The organism is Veillonella parvula (assembly GCF_945949885.1).
Lineage (GTDB): Bacteria > Bacillota > Negativicutes > Veillonellales > Veillonellaceae > Veillonella > Veillonella parvula_B.
On the sequence record NZ_CAMFFZ010000006.1, the window covers coordinates 22,859 to 42,212 of the forward strand.

The following is a 19,354-nucleotide window of genomic DNA, read 5'->3' on the forward strand; positions in this document are numbered from 1 at the left end:
GCACTACCTATCAACAGTAGTGCTTTTCTATTATCTTTAGAGTATTTTAATATATAGAAAATCACCCAATCCTAATATTTCTATATGTCAAAAAAAATTTAATTTACATTAGTCCAAATTTTATTTACAACATATTGGCGTTAAATCATTAATTAGAAGATTCGTTATAATGCCTTTACCACGTCGGCCAACTTCGCTTTTAAAGTTTCTAGTTTTTGACTCATAAACTCTAGCTCACTCTTAGCTCTCGAATCATCTTCATAGGACAAGAACGAGTGTAACAGATCAAGAACATCTTGATTTTCAACAGAAACAATTTCTACCCCGTTTTGTAATGTTGTTTTACGTCCAATTTCTTTTACTTGTTTACGATATTCTGTTGGTGTCACGTGGAAATGTTTTTTAAAAGCCACATTAAAGGCTTTAATATCTGCAAAGCCACAACTGCTAGCTATCCTAGCAACTGCCTCATCAGAGCTAGTCAAACGAGTTGTTGCCGCTCTTAGTCTTAAACGCAATACATAGTCAACAAAGGAAATACCCATTTGTCGTTTAAAGAACTGAGAGGTATAGGCCACATTATAGCCACCAATTTTAGCAATATCTTCTAACTCAATTTTTTGTTGATAATGTTCATCGATATAAGCACTCATCTTATCAAAGGTAGCCGGCTTTATATCACCAGGCCTAGCATTTTCGTGAACAAGTTTAACCGGATCAAACTCCCTAAACACATCGCCCGCTAATGCTAAATAATGATGCTCTACCCACATGCGATGCACAGGACTTTCACCTTTAGCCATCAACAACATCATCAAAGCCGCATGGTGACGCAATGTCGTAAAAAATTGATTATGACGAGTGCTTTTATCAGAACGAACAACAAATTGGTACGATCCAAAGTCTGGATCATACTGTTGATAAAACTCGTTTCCTACATGAATTGCAAAAGCTATTATATCCTCCTCCAAAGCAAGTTTTGAGTGTACTCTTAAGGGGAAATAATAACCGCATCAAGTGGCTCTAGTGTAAACACCTCGCCATTACAACTCATCTCAACGCGCCCTTTTAACAAGATAAAAATCTCCGTTTCCCCATACCAATTGTAATGGTATGTACCAACTCGATATATGTTGCTGCTAAACTCTATGTAATTATGTTTATATGAATAGTCGAAGTAATCCATAATTTCCAAAGTCCTTTAACATAACTGCTTTCGCAGCTCCTGTTCTTGTGTTCTACCTAGCGCCAACAAATCGATTTCATCCTGAGACCAAGAACCGAATAAAATTTGGTCTACAACCGCTCCAACAGATTCAGTACATAATTTTGAATTATATACTTGTTCTAAATCACGTTTATACACTTGAACGCTTTCAAAAAGTCCACTCTGTTCAAGTTCATTAATATTAGAGACCAAAGATTTTACAATTCCATCATGATGATCTTTAGGTGTGGCTCTAGCTTGTAAAGGATACATATAAAATGCACCCCTTATTGATATAAGGGATGCATTTATTATGATATATTTATTTAACTACGGTCAACAGCATCTTAAAGCTTTCTCTTGCATCTAGGCTATGAGGTACTTCCGATGGCATAATCAAGGTTTCACCAGCTTTCACAGTATGTTCCACATCACCAACAACGACGTGCGCCTCACCATCGAGAATTTGCACAATCGCATCACCTACAGTTACATGTGTAGAGATTTCTTCACCCTTTGGCAGTGCAAATAATGTAATGCTGAGTCGCTCATTTTGGGCAATCGTAATACTAATCACTTGCCCCTCTTTATACTCCAGGTGTTCGCCTAGATGTAAAATTTCGTTTACCGGAATATTTTTTGTGAAAGTCTTACTCATAGAAATCACTCCTTAATAGCTATATAATAGTAAAAGTAAATAAAAAGTAGATTTAAACAGTTTTATCAAAACCCAATTGATATAACTAAAAAATATCCTTCCCTTAATTTTATTATAATTTAATTGAGATTAAATTTCAGTATCTTTGGTGGCAAAATTTAAAATATTTTTGGATAAACGAAATGTTTTGAATAAACGCAAAGACGAGGACTCCTAAGAGACCTCGTCTTTTTATATTATGATTAACTATAAATATTATAGTTATTTAACTAGATATATTTGTATCTATAACTCTAAAACGCTAAAAAATCTAAAGCATTAGAGTAAGAATCTAAAAATCAATACGGTCTAAACTGCAGGCAGCAAGCCTAATAGATACACATTAAATGTATCACCAGGATGTACTGCATGAATCCCTCGTGGAATACATGCCAACGCATTCACAGTATATAGCCCTAACATACTACTACTATTAAAGTGACGATTAGCCACAAAACGTGGCGCTCCACCGCAAAATATGACTTTCCCTTGTACATAACGATCAAAGGCATTACGTTTGAAGATTTCTGTATCCATTACACAAGCCACCACTGGAGTCGTCCAATTAGCCAACCCTTTATAACGCTTCAAGGTAGGTGCTACGATTAAATGCCACCCATTAAAGGCAGCCCCTGGATTACCGGACAAACCAAAGATAATCTGACCTTTTGGGGTAACCGCACCATAAGATGCTGCACCCGGTCGCATTTGAATACGGGCATAGATAGATTTTGCCCCTAGTTTTTCATAAATAAGAGGCATCGTATCAAAAAGACCTACCGATACACCACCAGAACTGATAATAATATCTGCTTCTTCACTAAGTTTCAAAACATGATTGATTTCAGAATCTAGCTCCTTCGGAGCATCACTTACATGATAGTGTGTTATCTTGTGAAACCCTAAATCCTCCAAGAGGCCACAAATCATAGCTCGATTAGAGTTGTAAATTTTACCAGGTGTTAAACTTTCACCAGGTTCAATAACCTCGTGACCAGAGGTAAGAACTAACACGCGAGGCATGGCATTAACAGATATCTCAATAATACCAAGTCCCGTCAAAATGGTTTGTACTGTAGATGTTACCTCTGTACCACGTGGAATCACAATGGTGCCGGCAACACACTCCTCACCTTGTGGAATAATATGATCACCACAATGATATTTGCCTTGAATCGTAATTGTAGTTTGTGGTTCACCAGTGCCAACCACTTGTTCTTGCATGATGACAGTATCACATGTGTCTGGTACTGGTGCACCAGTCATAATACGCACCGCATGACCAACGTCTACGGGATGTTCCCATACAACACCAGCACCAATGATACCGTCAACGATATATTCATTACGACCTTCTTCGTAGGCGATGGCATAACCATCCATAGCAGATTTTGGGAATGCAGGTACGTCTGTGGGAGCAATAATATTCTCTGCTAACACGTACCCCTTCGCAGCCTTAACATCTATTGTTTCAACTTTATGAACTTGCGTTTGTAAGGCTTCATTCCACAATTGGAGCGCCTTCTCAACAGTAACGACGGCCATTTAAACTCCTCATCATTTCCTGTATATGACGTACCAATTCAGATACGTCTTGATCTAACTTGCCAATTTCTATCGTCGCCACTCGGTCCATGTTATCCGAGATTAGCTCTTCCGTATGCCCCTCTTGAGTAACCTCTATAATTGGAGCGATTCCTTGTGATCTCGTTTCTAGTATAACTATATCTACAGGCATAAACTGTGATATTTCATACAGGTTTGATTGTTCTTTTGTACGTATGCGAATCGCTGTTTCAGTAGGCCCTGCAATAGCAACCGCATCAGCCCCAGCTTTATAAGCAAGATCTGTATCTGTTCCCTCATGATCCATCTGAAAGCCATGTTTATCGCTTTTGACAACACCAACGGATAAACCGATTTTTTGTAACTCAGACACAAGACGCGTTACAACAGTTGTCTTACCTGTTTTACGTTTTGATGCGACCACACTAATTAAAGGTACACGGCGAAATTCATTTTCCGCCAAAGCTCGCGCCCATTGATAATCTTCAAAGCGATTAATATTACTTAATTCCCAGCTATAGTCAGTAGCATCAATGGACTCAACATGCCCAATGACGTCAAGAGCATGATGCAAGGATACATTTTCGCCAACAAGAATAGATTGAATTAAGGACGCAATATATGGCCTATAAATACCGGCCATCGGCTCAGATTTACCACTTTCACTATATGGGACAATGACATTCCAATCATTATGCTCTACTTGATAGAGCCAATCATAATACAAATCCATTTCCATGAATGGCATATCTACTGCCATTACTGCATAAGCAGAACTAGTACCAACCGCTAGAGTGCTATACAGCCCCCCTAAAGGTCCGCATCGCCCAATAGAATCCCGAACAATAGAAACCTTATTTTTCTCATCGTTCGATAATGTATCTATAATATGAGTCTGTATAGCAAGTCCTAATTGCTCGTCATCACCGATGGAGATAAGAATATCTTGAACATCTGCATCTAAGCCCTTACGAAGGGCATGAGATATAAGACTTTCACCATTAATCCAAGGCAACAAAGCTTTAGGTTGCCCCATTCTAGCGCTGAGTCCTCCAGCCAAAATAATTAAACCTAATTTATCCACGACGTTGTAAACCTCGTTTAACACCTTGGTAAATGAATAGTAAAACTGCAATATTTAAAAGGCCATCTGGCACCATATAGGATGCATTATAAATCATAGAATAAACCCAAGGATTCTGCCCTTGCGGAGCATAGCTAGCAAAGACTACAGCACCGCTCGTAACAGATGCCCCCCAACGCAATACAATACCTACGATGGATCCAGTGATAAGTCCAGAAAGAGAATCTTTAAAGTAACCACAAACGCCAATAGCACCGTAAGCAACCAAGTAGTCTAATACAATACTTAAATAATGAACAGATGATTTAAAGCCTAAAATAAAGTGTAATATACCATATACAATACCTACGAAGATCCCTCGTGTTCCGCCCCAACGATATGCGTAAATCATGAGTGGTACCAAAGCTGCCGCCTTAATAGAGCCCCCCTGTGGCATATGAAAAATCGTAATAAATGACAACACTTGAGCAATGGCAATTGCTACGCCAGCTTCAGCAAGCATACGGATTTTAGACTGTTCCACATTAATCAACCTCCTTTTACCATATATTTATAAATGAATATATTATTTATACAATCTACTTGTATTGTACTACAGTTTATCCCTTACACCAAACAAAATATTCGGAACGTATTGAAAATTTTATGAGTCTCTTGTATAATGGTACAGGTTCAATATGTAATACTCGAAGGAGATATAGAAACTATGATTAATACAACTAACATCTTTGATTATGAAGACGTGCAATTGATTCCTAACAAATGTATTGTCTCCAGTCGTAGCGAATGTGATACACATGTAAAATTAGGTAAACGCACATTCCGCTTACCAGTAGTACCTGCTAATATGCAAACTATTATCGACGAAGAGTTGGCTGAAAAATTAGCTCGTGAAGGGTATTTCTATATCATGCATCGTTTCCAACCAGAACGTCGTATGGACTTTGTAAAACGTATGCACGACCTTAACCTATATTCTTCTATTTCTATCGGCGTAAAAGCTGAAGAATTTGCTTTAGTTGATGAATTTAAGAAAGCAAACTTAACCCCAGAATATATCACTATTGATATTGCACATGGTCATTCCAATGCGGTCATCGAAATGATCCAATACATAAAAAAGAACTTACCTGAAACCTTCATTATCGCTGGTAATGTAGGCACTCCAGAAGCAGTTCGTGAACTAGAAAATGCTGGTGCTGATGCGACTAAAGTAGGCATCGGTCCTGGTAAAGTATGTATCACAAAATTGAAAACCGGCTTTGGTACTGGTGGCTGGCAATTAGCGGCTGTTCGCTGGTGCGCAAAAGCAGCTACTAAACCTATCATCGCTGACGGCGGTATTCGTGACCATGGAGATATCGCAAAATCCATTCGCTTTGGTGCTACCATGGTTATGATTGGCTCCCTCTTTGCAGGTCACGAGGAATCCCCAGGGGAAGAAAAGATTGTTGACGGCAAAGCTGTAAAAGAATACTTTGGTTCCGCTTCTGAGTTCCAAAAAGGGGAACGCAAAAATGTAGAAGGTAAAAAAATCTTCATCGATTCCAAAGGTTCTATCTTCGATACATTAACTGAAATGGAACAAGATTTACAATCCGCTATTTCTTACGCTGGCGGTACGACTCTACAAGCCATTCGCAAAGTAGACTATGTGCTTGTTAAAAACTCCATCTTCAATGGCGATCGCTAATCTAATCAATATATAATGATAGTTCTAAAAGCCACAGGTTCTAGACCTGTGGCTTTTTAATGCGAGAAATACATAAAATATAAAAATATGAAAAAGGAGCTACGATACGAAAATCGTAGCTCCTTAATTATAGGCTATTAAATTTGTTCTTCACTAAGACCACAGTCTTTACTCATTAAATGGTATGCGTATTTACCAATACCTGCACTTACAACAAGCAATGTAGTCAATACGATAAATGCTACTGTAAGACTTGTACCGTGCGCAATGAAACCAATTAAGGCAGGTCCCATCAAAATACCCATATAACCGAGCATTGTGGATGTTGCGACCGCTTGTGTCATAGGAATGACATTTTGTTCCCCCATTGCAGAGAATAGGTTTGGTACTATCATAGCTAATGAAATACCCAATAATAAGTAAGTATACATGGATGCATGACCTGGCAAGAACACGATAAGCCCCATCGCAATAGAGCCAAGTAAGTAGCCACCAACAACAACTTGCTTTGATGTTAAATGTTTACCTAATCTATTACCAAGCAAACGGCCTATACACATAGTACCATTAAAGAGCATTACACCCATGACAGCCTCTTCGATAAGAATCCCTTTATCTTCCAATAAATATAATGCACTCCAGTCCCCTACAGCACCTTCTACCAAATAAGAAACAAAGGACAATAAACCAAAAATAAGAGCGATTGGATGAAAGGACAATGGGCTTTTAGATTTTTTAGTAACCTTTGCATTTGGATCACTACCAAAGGTCAACATAAATTGGCTAACTACAACCATCGCAATAAATAGTACGATGAGAAGTCCCCAAATACTTTGATTAACAGGCAGCGATAAGATTTTTAAAAGCACGAGCAAAACGACTCTCTTACACCCAAAGCTTTCTACAAGCTTACCTGCTATAGCCATGGATAAACAAGAACCTACACTGAGCAACAAAATCATGGAACCTAATACATCTGCACCAATACTAAGCTTTGCTTTTAAATATGGCACAAAACCAGCCCATAAAGCTGTGTACATGCCGGGGATAAAAAATGCCCCAAAAGCACCACGAATATTTGCTGTTGAAATAGAAACTTGATCGTTCATTACATCCTTTCTGGCTTCTAGAACCGTCCGGCGAAGAAAGGCCCTTTTTATCCGCAAAGCACTAAAACTTGTACTTTAACAGGAAACCATTTTAATTACATATGATTTAATATTGGAATATAATAAACCCCTTTACGAAAAATGTAAAGGGGTTTATCAGATTAAAATTTATTTATTTTCTTGTAACCAAGCAATGGCATATTCCGCATACACCGCTGATGCCGCAGATAGTACGGAGTCATCCATATTAAATCTATTATTATGGTGATCGAAGGTAGCCTCTACTTCCGAATTTTGAATACCAATAAAGGCAAAGCATCCTGGTTTATCTTGTAAATACCATGCAAAATCTTCCCCCGGCATTACTTTACGCATCTTAGAAAGCTTGTCTTTACCTAATGTATCAATAACAACACGTTCTGCAAGTTCACTGGATTCAGGATCATTGATAGTAGGTGGTACTTTTTTTACATATTCTAATGTAGCAGTCGCGCCATAGGCTTCAGCCGTATGTTCTACTACACGGCGTATGGATTCAACATAATACTCTTCTTGGCCCGGATCAAAGAATCGAATGGTCCCCCCCATTTTAGCTTCACCAGGGATAACATTCCATTCAGAGCCAGAATGAATATTCCCAATAGTTAGTACAAGAGAGTCTAACGCGCTAACATTACGAGACACTACGGTTTGTAAATTCATAACGATGGCACTAGCCACCACGATAGCATCGACCGCTTGATGTGGCTGTGCACCATGACCTTGTTTTCCTTTTACGTTAATAGTAATCTGGCTACTCGCAGCCATACGAGGGCCTTCCTCAACAGATACGAGACCGGCAGGCAAATCGATCCACACATGACCACCAAAGATAGCACCTACCTTATCATACCAGTCACCAAACTTGATGAAATCCGGAGCCCCTGCGCCAGTTTCTTCCGCAGGTTGGAATGCTAAATACACATCGCCTTCAATACGGTCTTTCATAGACATTAGCATTTTAGCCGCACCTAATAAAATAGCCATATGTCCATCATGACCGCAAGCATGCATTTTACCTTCTACATCAGATTTATAGTCCACTGTATTATGTTCATGAACAGGCAGTGCATCGATGTCGGCGCGCAATGCAATAGCCTTTCCAGGCTTAGCACCATGGATAATACCGATTAAGCCTATACCACGTTCTGTGTCTACATGAACCTCTACGCCTATTGATCCTAATTCTTTAGCGAGTGTCTTTGTCGTTTCAAACTCTTCGTTGCTGAGCTCTGGATGTTTATGAAAATATCTACGCCAATCTTGAACGTAGCTTTTATATTGCTCTATTAAATCGCGACTATGCATCGTATCGCCTCCTCTAATATCAGTATATCAATTGCATATCAATATGCATCGCTAATATATAACGATTATACAGTCTACGAATTTATAAATACACAACTTACTTGCACCAAGAAAAGCCCCTTATTTAGGGGAATAACAGGATAAATGTAAAAGAAAACGACAGGCAGCGCCATGTCGTTTTCTCAGTTTCTTATCGGTTACGCAATACTGCTTGTACCGCTAAGGATACAACAGCTGTTGCAACTGTCACAGCAGCGGTGATTTTCGCCGTTGTGATAATTTCTTCTTTTGTAGGTTTTGCTTTTGCAGCAATGTCCAACGTTTTTGCTACCGCCGGAACCAATACTTCATTACGTAAGGATTCTGTATTCATATTCACTCCTCCAATATAGACTGTTTCTTCTAGGGTAACACGAATACGGACTAAAGTCTATATAATCATCGGTTTATTTCCATAGTTCAATGTTACATAACTATAGTAAACAATATTTATGAAAGCTAGACGAATTCTTATTTTGCAGCTAATTCTTCAATCACTTCAGCCAAAATACGTATCGCCTTTTCTAATTGTTCTTGTGGAATATTAAGGGCTGGTAAAAGTCGTACCTTATTTTTAGCAGATAAGCATACTACGCCCTTTTCTAAACATTTTGCAATGACAGCTTTTGCATCTACTGTAGTCTCAATACCGAGCATGAGCCCCATACCACTAACACCAATGACACCAGGTTTACCAGTTAAGGTAGATTTTACGTATTCCCCTTTTACTTTTACAGAATCGAGAAATTCAGGAGTTAACCGGCTAATAATAGTGTTCCCTGCAGCCGCGCAGATTGGATTTCCCCCAAAGGTAGTAGCGTGGGCACCAGCATTTAAAACGTACTGCATCTTTTCATTGAACAAAGTAGCCCCCATTGGTAGACCTCCCGCCAAGCCTTTTGCAGTAGATACCACATCTGGTTCGATGCCAAATTGTTGATATGCATATAGACTACCAGTCCGACCATTACCAGTTTGTACCTCATCGATAAGTACCAGTTGATCGTGTTCATGCGCATATTTTGTTACCGCTTGGACAAACTCTTTATCTAAGGGCATAACCCCACCTTCACCTTGGATAGGTTCCATCATGATAGCACAAACAGCTGGATTAGCAAGGACTTTCAAAGCCGCATCAATATCATTGGCTGGTGTATGAATAAAGCCTTCCGTAAATGGGAAGAAATGTTGATGGAATACATCTTGTCCTGTAGCAGACAAGGTGGTAATAGTACGACCGTGGAAACTATTGACCAAGGTAACAACTACATGACGACCTTCGCCGTATTTATCATGGCTATATTTACGCGCTGCCTTAATAGCACATTCGTTAGACTCCGCACCAGAGTTAGAGAAAAACACCTTTTTCATCCCCGTTTTCGCGCAGAGCTGTTTCGCTAGTTCAATCTGTGGCAAAGAATAGTATAAATTAGAAATATGATTCAACGCATGAGACTGCTTAGTAACAGCGTCAGTCCACTCATCATCGTCAACACCAAAAGCCGTTACACCAATACCAGAGCCAAGGTCAATGTATTCTTTACCCTCTACATCCCACAAGAGAGAACCCTTCCCTTTTTGAAAGCATACGTTGAACCGACCATACGTATTGGCTATATATTCTTTATCTTGTTGTTCGAAATCGATTGTATTATTCATTATACCCTCCAAACGTACGGCCTTGCCGTCGTCTATCTATATAAAAGATAACCTATAGATGATTACCAGTATTATATCTACTATATTACGCAACAAACATTGTGCCAAGACCTTCATCGGTTAATAACTCAATAAGAATAGCATGTGGAATCTCTCCATTGATGATGAATACCTTTTGCGCACCTGCTTCTATGGCCTCTAAGCAGCAATCCACCTTAGGAATCATGCCGCCCGCTATAATACCATCGGCTTTTAACTGAGCCGCCTCAGCCATTGTAATTTTAGGAATTAAAGAATTTGGATCATGTACATCTCGCAGTACACCATCAATATTGGTCATAGCCACCATTGTTTCCGCCTTGAGAGCGCCCGCAATCTTTGCGGCTACGGTATCAGCATTAATATTGTAAGTATTACCATCGGCACCCATGCCGATAGAAGAAATAACCGGAATATAGCCACGGCTGATTACGTCATGGATAATGCTCGTATCAATAGCATCAATATAACCTACATAACCAAGTTCTTCGTTTTGTTTATGAACTTGAATCATGTTGCCATCCACACCACAGAGACCAACAGCTTTACCACCTAGATCCGTTAAATTCGCTACGAGACCTTTATTCACCTTGCCGGCTAATACCATTTGTACAACATTCATTGTTGCTTCATCTGTAACGCGTAATCCATTAGCAAAATGTGATTTAATTTGCATCGCCTCTAAGGTACTATTAATAGCTGGGCCACCACCATGAACAAGGACTACTTTGACCCCCACTAATTGAAGTAATAGTAAATCCTTCATGACAGATTTTTTTAACTCTTCATCAACCATGGCATTGCCGCCGTATTTAACGACAACATACTGATCGGTATATTGTTTTATATATGGAACGGCCGCCGTTAGTATCTGCGCCCGCATTGCATTTGTTACGTCCTTCATAGTATTACCTCTACCCCAATACCAATCCAGTCTCTTCTGGCAAACCTAATGCGATATTCATGCATTGAACAGCCGCACCAGATGCACCTTTACCTAAATTATCGAATATAGCGTGAACCATAATGCGTTCATCGTTACCAGTCACATAGATTTTCATGCTGTCCGTATTGCTTAATTGATTAGCGTTTAACATGCTAGTGTTACTATTTTCAGTAAATGGTGCGACCGTAATAATCGCACTATGTTTATAAAAGTCTTCTAATACTTGTTGCACCTTATCAATGCAAACAGGTTTATGACATAAACGACTATGAATACCTACTGTAACCTCCATCCCAGAGTAGTAGTCATCAACGATTGGCATAAAAATTGGCGCTTCACTAATACCGCATACATGTTGTACTTCAGGTAAATGTTTATGTTCTTGACCAAGCCCATATTGACGAGGAGCATAAAGGAAATAGTCTTTTGGATTGCTTTCATATTGGCCAATCATCTTTTTACCACCACCGCTATAGCCTGTTAAGGATATAATGGTGAAAGGATAATCCGCTGGCACGAGCCCTGCTTTTACAAGAGGCGCTATACAAGCAATCATACCGCTCGCATGACAGCCAGGATTTGCAATATGTTTTTTAGTTGCAATATCTGTTTTGTAGCTTTCACCAAGTTCTGGAAACCCATATGCCCAACCAGCTGTAGTTCTAAACGCTGTAGAAGTATCAATAACCTTACATGGAAAATCACCAATAGCGGCCATAATTTCCTTAGATGCCACATCAGGTAAACATAGAAATACAAGATCCGCTTTTTTTGCAACCACTTTAATGGCCTCTACATTTTTGCGATCCTCATCAGCAGTCGCTAAGAGTTCTATATCTTTTCGATCGGATAATCGTTCATGAATTCTAAGACCAGTTGTGCCTTCATGACCAACAATAAATACTCTATGGAGTGTCATAATAAACCTCAATTCTCACCTATTGGTGACTCACACCTATTTATATAGCCCTTTATCCAATATAAATAGGAAACAAACTATACGATTCATCACCATTTAGGAGGATGAATTTATTTCAATGGATAATCCCCAAAGGTGGCAACCATAACTGCCTTAATCGTGTGGAGACGATTTTCTGCTTCTTGGAACGCTAAAGAGTTTGGACCTTCGAATACCTCTTCGGTCACCTCAATGCCATTCATGCCAAACCGTTCATAAATATCTTTACCCACTTGTGTTTCTGTGTTGTGGAACGCAGGTAAACAGTGGCAGAACTTAGTATTTGGATTGCCAGTTAATGCCATCATTTCTGCATTTACTTGGAATGGTTTAAAGGTATTGATACGTTCCTCCCACATATCGTAAGTATCACCCATCGTTACCCACACACCAGTGTAAATAACATCTAAGCCTTTAACGCCTTCAGCTACATCATCTGTACAAGTAATAGTAGCACCCGTTTCTTTAGCCACTTTTAAGCACTCTTCGTAGAATGGACCAGCCGGCCAGTATTGTTTAGGGCCAATGAGTCTGAAATCCATCCCCATTTTAACGGCACCACTCATCAGTGCATTACACATATTAGATTGTCCATGACCAATATAAGCGAAGGATATTTCATTCAATGGTTTATCGATATGTTCTTGAATTGTTAAAAAATTCGCCAAGGTTTGTGTAGGATGATCCATATCGGTAAGCCCATTCCAAACTGGCACACCAGAGTATTCCGCCAATGTATCTACGTCCTCTTGGTCAAAGCCTCTAAACTCGATAGCATCATACATGGAACCAAGAACACGAGCCGTATCCTTTAAGGATTCTTTCTTATTCATTTGAGAACCAGTAGGACCAAGATATGTTGTAAAAGCACCTTGGTCAGAAGCCCCTACCTCAAAAGCACAACGTGTCCGTGTTGAGTCCTTTTCAAAGATCAAAACAAAGTTTTTACCTTCTAATGTTTTAATCTCCTTCCCCGCTTTTTTATCTGCTTTTAATTTAGCTGCCAAGTCTAAAAAGTATTTAATTTCCTCTGGTGTATATTGAAGCATTGTTTTAAATGATTTATGTTGTAAACTTTTCATGATAACCTCTTATTTCAAACTACTTATTTAACTACTTTTCTTGTAAGAATTCGGCGGCCAACGCTGACATCATTGTGATACCTGGTTCGAGGATGCTTTCATCGATGGTAAAAGCTGCATTATGCAAAGCCGGATTGCCTTCAAAGCCAGTGCCTAACCAAAGAAAAGCACCTTTAATCTTATGAAGATAGGCGGAGAAGTCTTCTGCCGTCATAGACGGGAATTCAGGATGTACCACCGCTTCTTTGCCAAAATATTTTTCTACGATAGATGTGGCGTAATCAATGGCCTCTGGATTATTGATAGTAGCACCATGACCACGTTTATAATCCAAAGTGCTTTCCGTTTTAAACATCACATCGAGGGCCTGTAAGCTTTCACCCAAACGTCGCTCAATATAATCACGTTTTTCTGGTTCATAGGTACGACAAGTACCTTCAAGATACACATCACCACAGCCCACATTGTATCGATCACCACCATTAATCACTCCAATTGTACACACAAGATTTTCCATAGGATTCGTTTCGCGAGCCACCATGGATTCCACATTTACAATCCAGTTTGCGGCTGCTACAATTGCGTCTACCCCATTATGAGGTTCTGCACCATGAGTAGCCTTACCTTTAATGTGTACGAGGAAGTGATCGGATGCAGCCATGAGATTACCTTTTTTAAGACCTACAGTTCCCACTGGCAATTGAGGCCACACATGAAGTCCATATATCTCATCCACATCGTCGAGGATGCCGCTATCGACAATACCTTGAGCCCCTGGGAATAAAGCTTCTTCTTCGGAAGGTTGGAATACGAGTTTCACGGTCCCATGTAATTGATTTTTAATAGATTGTAGAATCGCCGCTGCACCAAGTAAAATTGCCATGTGGCTATCATGACCACAGGCATGCATAACACCTTCATTTTGTGAAGCAAAGGGCAAGCCTGTTATTTCATGTATGGGTAATGCATCCATATCGGCACGCAATGCAATAACAGGGCCTGTATGAGCACCTTCTATCTTACCGATAACTGCATAATCAGAAATATCGTTTACAAAGGGAATTCCTAGTTCACCAAGCACCTTTTGAATAAATAAAGATGTATGTTTCTCTTCACCAGATAACTCTGGATGGCTATGAATATGTCGGCGCCATTCCACAACTTGTTCTTTATATTGGGAGGCATATTTCTTAATTAAATCTTGTAAAACATTCATTAGGCTATCTCCTTTATACACGATATGTATATTTTATACATATTTTGTGTATTTTTATAATCTATACACGTATTATAATACTACCTACCATAATTAGCAAGTATTTATACAAATCTTCCGTATTTTTATTTGTTATATTGTAAATCAATTTTACTCATAGATTCTTGCTACCTTTGATTAGAGAAAAAAAGACACCTTCCAAAGAAGGTGTCTTTTTCTTATTTTTCAATGACGGATTCGTCGAGCTGAGTACCATCAGGTAAAAATGATTTTACAATCAACTTATTCGGTGTTACTGTCATAGCCATATAATTATTCGTTTCAGGCTGAGGTGCTACATATACATCTAATGGATGTTGCTTCCACTTAGGACGTCGTGCATCACCAGCTATTCCTGTAAGAATATATAATGGACCAGATGGGTCTCGATCAAAGTTTCGCACATGACCGCGATTGCGATATGTATGTAAATGAGCAGATAAGACTAAATCCACATTAAATTCATCGAAGATAGGCATAAATAATACACCCTCGTCATCGAAACCAACATCTCGACTTACACCTGGTCGGTCAAAGGCATATTGGAATGGATCTCGATGCATAAGAACGACAGTCCATTTTTTCGTATTAGCTGCAAGATCTTGGCGTAACCATTGAACCTGTACATCGTATAAATCAGGATGATACGTATCATGATTATCCTCATGATTGCTTTCATATAACATTGTATCTAATACAACGTAATGAACATCACCGAAGTCATAGGAATAATAACGACGATTAAAAATTTCATTCCCATTAGGCGGAACTGCGAAGTAATTCAAATACGCATAAGGCTCGCGCATTTTCCAATCTAATGTATACATCTCATGATTGCCTAATGTCGTTGCTAACGGCACATTAGCACTCAACGGTCTAATGGAATTTAACCAAGTGCGCCATTGATAGGCCTGCTCTCCATTATCTACAAGGTCACCCATGCTAATATACAAGGCGGTCCTAGGGTTACGATGTGCTGAGTCCTTTACAATCTCTTCCCACTGAGAATAATCCCCCGACTGAGAGTCTGGATAGATAAGAACATCATACACACTGGCGCCAGCCGTTTCCAGGGAGTACCAATCACTACGGCGATCACTACCATAACCAACTCGATATTCGTATTTAGTATTAGGCGCCAAACCAGTTAATGTCCCCTCATGGATATAGGTAGTACTACCATCATCGGTAAAAGCTTTGTCTGTAGCTCTTATCGTTTGAGTCGTATCGGCTCCAACAAGACGATACTCTATTACCGCATCAGCTTCGCTGCTATCTGATTGCCACATAATAGTACGACTCGTGCTGTTATCTTGAGCTACAATTTGCCTAATATAACGACTTTCAGAATCGAGGAGTGCCTTAATTTCTTGTCCACTTACAACGGCAGCAGTTCTAGCTATACGACGCTGTATAGCATCCTTATGGACATATCCACCTATAGTAACACAGACCAAGGCAATAATGGCTAGCACGGATATAATTAATCTTTTTTTGTTCATATAATTCTAATTCTTTTCGTAATATTGTTTCATTTGTGTATAGCCATTAACGATGACTTCGATTTCACCCGTTCTAGGATGGAAGATAAGACCGTGAACAGGCACATCTTTAGGAATCAAAGGATTCATACGCAATTCGTCTACTGTATCCTCTACATTTTCAGCAGGATGTGTAAAGCCATCAGCCCAGCGTTCCATTTCTTTACGGACCATATGAATCGCTTCTGATGCAATACCACGAGCCAACATTTTTTCTGTTAAATCTTTTGCCGTAGTTTTTGCCATACCACATTCATGATGACCAATGATAAAGATTTCGTTAACGCCTAGCTCATAAATACAAACAAGTAAACTACGTACAACGCCATCAAAGGGACCTGTAATACAGTTACCTGCAGTCTTTACGATTTTCGCTTCACCACGCCCAATATCCATGGAATCTTCTAAGAAGTTAACAAGACGTGTATCCATACATGTAACAATTGCCATTTCACGACTAGGCATTTTACTACACTTTGTATCTGTATCTACATAACCTGTATTTTGATCTTCTACATATTCTCGATTATGGGCTAAAATATCATCTAATAAGCTCATAGTACCTCCTATATAAAAAGACTTTGGCATACAACCAAGGTCTCTATATCAATAATGCTCGATATACATATTATATCATATTAAGTTGTACACGCTTTAAGCCACAAAAAATAGGTCTATTCAAATACATGTATTATATATTTGAATAGACCTAAATCGCTTTTAAAGTGCTAGAGTACACACCTTATCTATCAGGTGTAGATAATGCTTCGATAGCTACGCTACCACCTCGTACAACTTCAATACGATTGACGAACATATCTTTAAATAAGGCAATCATGTCATTATTTTTAGATACGGTCTTTACACATTGTACTAGTACAGATTTACGATTATAATCCACAACTAATAGATCAAAGGTTTGGGCAATGCGGAAGATTTCTTGTTTATCCGCTTCTTTACAGCTATTGACCTTGATAAATAGTAATTCTTTTTTCGTAATCGGCATGTCCGTAAAGTCGATAACCTTAATCACCTCTACACTGCGATTAAGCTGTTTAATGATTTGTTCATATGTCAAATCATCACATGTGAGCTCAATTGTCATACGAGACATGGTAGAATCTTCAGTTTCCCCTACAGTCAATGTATCAAGATTATAATTTTTGCCTGCGAAGAGGCCTGAAATCTTAGCTAGTACACCGATTTGGTTTTCTACATACGCTGAAATACAGCGTTTTTTCATATGTACTTCCATAGCCCCTCCTATTTTTTATCCTTCAACAACATATCACTTAAAGACTTACCTGCTGGTACCATTGGCAACACATTGAGTTCTGTTGGAATGATAAACTCAAGTAATGTAGGGCCATCTTTGAAAGTATCCGCCAATTGGAATCCTTTTTCGATGTCCTCTACCTTTGTAATACGCATTGCCTTTGCGCCATAAGCTTCTGCTAATTTTACAAAGTCCGGTACATATTCAAACTCATCATTATCGATCACATCACGCGTTACGAGGGCGCTTTCATCCATCATCAAATTCGTACAAGCATACCGTTTATCGTAGAATAATTGTTGCCATTGACGCACATTACCAAGGAAACCATTATTTAAGATAATCAGTGTCACAGGCAAACGATAGTGCATAGCAGTGGCAAACTCTTGGATATTCATTTGCACGCCACCATCACCACAGATAGCAAATACACGCTTATCTGGATTTCCCATTTGCGCACCTAATGCAGCAGGAAAACCATAACCCATAGTCCCTAAGCCACCGGACGTCAACATTTGATATTGCCCTTTCACATCAAGGAACTGGGTAGTCCACAATTGATTTTGACCCACATCGGTTGTGACGATAGGATGTTCATAGTGATGATTGATGTACTCGATAACAGTTTGAGGTGTTAGCCCCTCTTCATCAGCTTGAGTGACAGGACGCTCCGCCTTAAGTAGCTGTAATTGTTTTGGCCAGTCACCAAGATCATGAGGTTCAATATATTCCAATAATTTTTCAATAGCTAATTTAGCATCTGCTACGATTGGAATATCGACCTTAATATTTTTAGAAATAGATGCAGCATCCACATCAATATGGATAATCTTACAATCTTGTGCAAAGGTACTTAACTTGCCTGTAATGCGGTCGTTAAAACGGGTACCAATAGAAATCATCACATCACAATCAGTTATGGCTACATTAGGCGCATAACCACCGTGAATCCCTACATTACCAAGATACAATGGATGACGACTATCAATAGCACCTTTTCCCATCAATGTTGTTACTACAGGAATCCCTGTTTTTTCAACCAACTCCATCATAAGGTCGTTAGCACCACTAATGCTTACCCCACCGCCTAATAGAAATAGAGGCCTTTTAGCTTTGCTGATAATAGAACAGGCCTTTTTAACTTGACCTACGTGAACAGTGGTATTTGGTTTGTAACCGCGAATATTAACCTCACTAGGATACTCATCAGAGCCCATAGCCTTTTGAATATTTTTAGGAATATCCACAACCACAGGACCTGGTCGACCTGTGCGAGCAATATAAAAGGCTTCTTTCAAAATACGGCCAAGCTCTTTACGATCGCGAACGGTAACAGCATATTTACAGATATTGCGTACAATGCCAACAGTATCTACTTCTTGGAACGCATCATTGCCCATCAGACCCAAGTCAACTTGGCCTGTAATACAAACGAGAGGAACACTATCAGAATAAGCAGTAGCAATACCAGTCACAAGATTTGTAGCACCAGGTCCAGAGGTTACCATACAAACCCCTACTTTACCGGTACTACGAGCATATCCATCTGCCGCATGGGCCAATGCTTGCTCATGACGCGGCAAAATCACTTTTACCTTATCTTGCTTATATAATTCATCCATGATATCAATAGTAGCCGCCCCAGGATAGTTAAACAAAAACTCTACCTGCTCCTCTTGAAGGGCTTTTACCAGATACTGTGCGCCTGAAATCATAGGTATCTCCTTATTTATATAATGCATGTATATCGAATTCTCAATATTCACATCTGATATATCTAAAAAATTGAATATCTTATATAGATATGTTATACTCAGTAGTGTACCATATGTTGTGGTACATGAATATGTATAAAA

18 protein-coding genes and 1 pseudogene are annotated in these 19,354 nt (G+C 39.2%); 1 reads left to right on the top strand and 18 read right to left on the bottom strand.

Annotated features, from left to right (window positions below):
* Positions 1-164 precede the first annotated feature (164 nt).
* The 6 genes and pseudogenes from Q7O55_RS03085 to thiT all read right to left on the bottom strand — a co-directional run bounded on the left by Q7O55_RS03085 (position 165) and on the right by thiT (position 5,077).
* Positions 165-1,186 (bottom strand): annotated as a pseudogene (locus Q7O55_RS03085) (helix-turn-helix domain-containing protein).
* Positions 1,187-1,201: 15 nt separating this feature from the next.
* A complete protein-coding gene (locus Q7O55_RS03090; protein ID WP_369691706.1) occupies positions 1,202-1,525 on the bottom strand; it encodes a zeta toxin family protein in 324 nt (107 codons plus the stop codon).
* 4 nt (positions 1,526-1,529) lie between these two features.
* Positions 1,530-1,865, bottom strand: coding sequence for a cupin domain-containing protein (locus tag Q7O55_RS03095; RefSeq protein WP_303928216.1), 336 nt, complete (start codon positions 1,863-1,865; stop codon positions 1,530-1,532).
* Positions 1,866-2,213: 348 nt separating this feature from the next.
* Positions 2,214-3,449: a molybdopterin molybdotransferase MoeA gene (locus Q7O55_RS03100; RefSeq protein ID WP_303928217.1), complete on the bottom strand. Its 1,236-nt coding sequence runs from the start codon at positions 3,447-3,449 to the stop codon at positions 2,214-2,216.
* A complete protein-coding gene (gene mobB / locus Q7O55_RS03105) occupies positions 3,430-4,554 on the bottom strand; it encodes a molybdopterin-guanine dinucleotide biosynthesis protein B (RefSeq protein ID WP_303928219.1) in 1,125 nt (374 codons plus the stop codon). The genes Q7O55_RS03100 and mobB overlap by 20 nt, the downstream gene beginning before the upstream one ends.
* Positions 4,547-5,077 carry an energy-coupled thiamine transporter ThiT gene (thiT, locus tag Q7O55_RS03110; protein WP_303928220.1) on the bottom strand — a complete coding sequence of 177 codons (531 nt, stop codon included), beginning with the start codon at positions 5,075-5,077 and terminating at the stop codon, positions 4,547-4,549. The genes mobB and thiT overlap by 8 nt, the downstream gene beginning before the upstream one ends.
* Positions 5,078-5,260: 183 nt before the next feature.
* Here thiT and Q7O55_RS03115 point away from each other — a divergent pair, with 183 nt between their 5' ends.
* Complete coding sequence (locus tag Q7O55_RS03115) at positions 5,261-6,247, top strand: GMP reductase (protein WP_004696596.1); 987 nt, start codon at positions 5,261-5,263, stop codon at positions 6,245-6,247.
* A gap of 137 nt (positions 6,248-6,384) precedes the next feature.
* Here the strand turns inward: Q7O55_RS03115 and Q7O55_RS03120 are convergent, their stop codons facing one another.
* The 12 genes from Q7O55_RS03120 to ilvB all read right to left on the bottom strand — a co-directional run bounded on the left by Q7O55_RS03120 (position 6,385) and on the right by ilvB (position 19,213).
* Positions 6,385-7,356 (bottom strand): MFS transporter, encoded by a 972-nt coding sequence (locus Q7O55_RS03120; protein ID WP_303928221.1) that lies wholly within the window; start codon positions 7,354-7,356, stop codon positions 6,385-6,387.
* Positions 7,357-7,524: 168 nt separating this feature from the next.
* Complete coding sequence (locus Q7O55_RS03125; protein WP_303928223.1) at positions 7,525-8,703, bottom strand: M20 family metallopeptidase; 1,179 nt, start codon at positions 8,701-8,703, stop codon at positions 7,525-7,527.
* A 190-nt stretch (positions 8,704-8,893) separates the two neighbouring features.
* Positions 8,894-9,076 carry a hypothetical protein gene (locus Q7O55_RS03130; protein WP_004696604.1) on the bottom strand — a complete coding sequence of 61 codons (183 nt, stop codon included), beginning with the start codon at positions 9,074-9,076 and terminating at the stop codon, positions 8,894-8,896.
* A gap of 137 nt (positions 9,077-9,213) precedes the next feature.
* A complete protein-coding gene (locus Q7O55_RS03135; protein ID WP_303928224.1) occupies positions 9,214-10,401 on the bottom strand; it encodes an aspartate aminotransferase family protein in 1,188 nt (395 codons plus the stop codon).
* Between the two features lie 85 nt (positions 10,402-10,486).
* Positions 10,487-11,344, bottom strand: coding sequence for an acetylglutamate kinase (gene argB, locus Q7O55_RS03140; protein ID WP_303928225.1), 858 nt, complete (start codon positions 11,342-11,344; stop codon positions 10,487-10,489).
* A 10-nt stretch (positions 11,345-11,354) separates the two neighbouring features.
* Complete coding sequence (gene argC, locus Q7O55_RS03145; RefSeq protein ID WP_303928226.1) at positions 11,355-12,305, bottom strand: N-acetyl-gamma-glutamyl-phosphate reductase; 951 nt, start codon at positions 12,303-12,305, stop codon at positions 11,355-11,357.
* 110 nt (positions 12,306-12,415) lie between these two features.
* Complete coding sequence (gene argF / locus Q7O55_RS03150) at positions 12,416-13,426, bottom strand: ornithine carbamoyltransferase (protein WP_369691704.1); 1,011 nt, start codon at positions 13,424-13,426, stop codon at positions 12,416-12,418.
* A 31-nt stretch (positions 13,427-13,457) separates the two neighbouring features.
* Positions 13,458-14,642: a M20 family metallopeptidase gene (locus Q7O55_RS03155; RefSeq protein ID WP_303928228.1), complete on the bottom strand. Its 1,185-nt coding sequence runs from the start codon at positions 14,640-14,642 to the stop codon at positions 13,458-13,460.
* Between the two features lie 218 nt (positions 14,643-14,860).
* Entirely contained in the window at positions 14,861-16,183 is a 1,323-nt protein-coding gene (locus tag Q7O55_RS03160; protein ID WP_303928229.1) for a metallophosphoesterase family protein, read from the bottom strand.
* Positions 16,184-16,189: 6 nt separating this feature from the next.
* On the bottom strand, positions 16,190-16,780 hold the full coding sequence (locus Q7O55_RS03165) for a carbonic anhydrase (protein ID WP_303928230.1): 591 nt from the start codon (positions 16,778-16,780) through the stop codon (positions 16,190-16,192).
* 184 nt (positions 16,781-16,964) lie between these two features.
* On the bottom strand, positions 16,965-17,477 hold the full coding sequence (ilvN, locus tag Q7O55_RS03170; RefSeq protein ID WP_101928817.1) for an acetolactate synthase small subunit: 513 nt from the start codon (positions 17,475-17,477) through the stop codon (positions 16,965-16,967).
* An 8-nt stretch (positions 17,478-17,485) separates the two neighbouring features.
* Positions 17,486-19,213, bottom strand: a complete 1,728-nt coding sequence (ilvB, locus tag Q7O55_RS03175; RefSeq protein ID WP_303928232.1) for a biosynthetic-type acetolactate synthase large subunit — start codon at positions 19,211-19,213, stop codon at positions 17,486-17,488.
* Between the last annotated feature and the right edge of the window lie 141 nt (positions 19,214-19,354).

Excerpts from the sequence above, each read along its gene's own strand:
- argF (WP_369691704.1), bottom strand. The coding sequence starts at position 13,426 with ATGAAAAGTTTACAACATAAATCATTTAAAACAATGCTTCAATATACA.
- Q7O55_RS03135 (WP_303928224.1), bottom strand. The coding sequence starts at position 10,401 with ATGAATAATACAATCGATTTCGAACAACAAGATAAAGAATATATAGCC.
- argC (WP_303928226.1), bottom strand. The coding sequence starts at position 12,305 with ATGACACTCCATAGAGTATTTATTGTTGGTCATGAAGGCACAACTGGT.
- Q7O55_RS03125 (WP_303928223.1), bottom strand. The coding sequence starts at position 8,703 with ATGCATAGTCGCGATTTAATAGAGCAATATAAAAGCTACGTTCAAGAT.
- Q7O55_RS03130 (WP_004696604.1), bottom strand. The coding sequence starts at position 9,076 with ATGAATACAGAATCCTTACGTAATGAAGTATTGGTTCCGGCGGTAGCA.
- Q7O55_RS03095 (WP_303928216.1), bottom strand. The coding sequence starts at position 1,865 with ATGAGTAAGACTTTCACAAAAAATATTCCGGTAAACGAAATTTTACAT.
- ilvB (WP_303928232.1), bottom strand. The coding sequence starts at position 19,213 with ATGATTTCAGGCGCACAGTATCTGGTAAAAGCCCTTCAAGAGGAGCAG.
- Q7O55_RS03100 (WP_303928217.1), bottom strand. The coding sequence starts at position 3,449 with ATGGCCGTCGTTACTGTTGAGAAGGCGCTCCAATTGTGGAATGAAGCC.
- Q7O55_RS03165 (WP_303928230.1), bottom strand. The coding sequence starts at position 16,780 with ATGAGCTTATTAGATGATATTTTAGCCCATAATCGAGAATATGTAGAA.
- ilvN (WP_101928817.1), bottom strand. The coding sequence starts at position 17,477 with ATGGAAGTACATATGAAAAAACGCTGTATTTCAGCGTATGTAGAAAAC.
- argB (WP_303928225.1), bottom strand. The coding sequence starts at position 11,344 with ATGAAGGACGTAACAAATGCAATGCGGGCGCAGATACTAACGGCGGCC.
- Q7O55_RS03120 (WP_303928221.1), bottom strand. The coding sequence starts at position 7,356 with ATGAACGATCAAGTTTCTATTTCAACAGCAAATATTCGTGGTGCTTTT.
- Q7O55_RS03115 (WP_004696596.1), top strand. The coding sequence starts at position 5,261 with ATGATTAATACAACTAACATCTTTGATTATGAAGACGTGCAATTGATT.
- Q7O55_RS03155 (WP_303928228.1), bottom strand. The coding sequence starts at position 14,642 with ATGAATGTTTTACAAGATTTAATTAAGAAATATGCCTCCCAATATAAA.
- Q7O55_RS03160 (WP_303928229.1), bottom strand. The coding sequence starts at position 16,183 with ATGAACAAAAAAAGATTAATTATATCCGTGCTAGCCATTATTGCCTTG.